This is a genomic window from Massilia terrae, assembly GCF_024753145.1.
Taxonomy (GTDB): Bacteria; Pseudomonadota; Gammaproteobacteria; order Burkholderiales; family Burkholderiaceae_D; genus Telluria; species Telluria terrae.
In genome coordinates, this window is sequence record NZ_JANUGU010000027.1 from 1 (window position 1) to 948 (window position 948).

Here is a 948-nt window from a genome sequence, read left to right on the forward strand (position 1 = left end):
AGGCTATGTCACCGAAAAGTGTGGGAACGCGCCAACGGCCGACCGTAGCAAAGCTTCCGGCGAGCGAACACGCTTAGCGTCAAGGATCCAGCGCCATCCGAGGTAGGTGGGCAGATGGTGGGTCGCCACTCCATGAAAACGTGTCATCCATTCGCGGAACCTGCTGTGGTAAGCATTCACGTTCTGGATATGAATGGCGCCATCGACTCTCACTCCGGCGCTTAGGTTGATCGCACGGTGACTCAACCCGATGTCACGGGCGAAATAGCGGTAGCTGGCATTCGAATCAGTCACCAGCAGCACGTCTTTGTCGATAACTTCAGGTAGGTAGCGCTTGAGTTGGGCTTTGGTGACCGGTCCTTTGCCGGTTATGAAGTCAAGCGTCTGTCCTGTGCGATCGCGCGCCACAAGTATGCAAACCTGTTCGAACGAAGTGCCGCGCTGGCTCGCAGCTCCGCCACGCTTTCGAGGTGGTCGGCCTAGATTCCTGGCGCCCTTCTCGGACTCGAGCAAATACATTTCGTCAGCTTCGGTAATCCCGTGAAGGCGGTGGGGACGGTCCGTCTTCGGCAAGGAGAGGAAGCGGTGGCGCCAGCGGAAGCTCGTGTTCTTGTGAATCTCGCAGCGCGCCGCGGCCTTCCTCACGGTGTACGAACAAAGCAGGCAATCCGAGTAGTCGAGCCACTTGAACTTGTAATGCAGCCAAGCCATAGGCGTACTACTGAGCGAATTGAACGTTTTGCCGCATTCAGTACAGCGGAAGCGTTGAAGGCCGTGCGCGTGGCCATGCCGATGGTATGCACCGGAAGAGCACCGCGGGCAGCTTAAGTGTTGGGCAGCCGCACTCTCGACCAGCGCCAAGGCCTGGTCGGCTTCATTCGCTTGATTAAGTGTGGCGGAAAGCTTGGCGCGCTGCCGCTTGGACAGGTAGCGCACCAGACCTAGGAA

Annotated in this window: 1 protein-coding gene; it reads right to left on the reverse strand. The window is 58.3% G+C overall.

The window, feature by feature from the left end; all coding sequences use genetic code 11:
- Window positions 1-3: 3 nt before the first annotated feature.
- Entirely contained in the window at window positions 4-939 is a 936-nt protein-coding gene (locus NX778_RS24525; protein WP_258814438.1) for an IS1595 family transposase, read from the reverse strand.
- Between the last annotated feature and the right edge of the window lie 9 nt (window positions 940-948).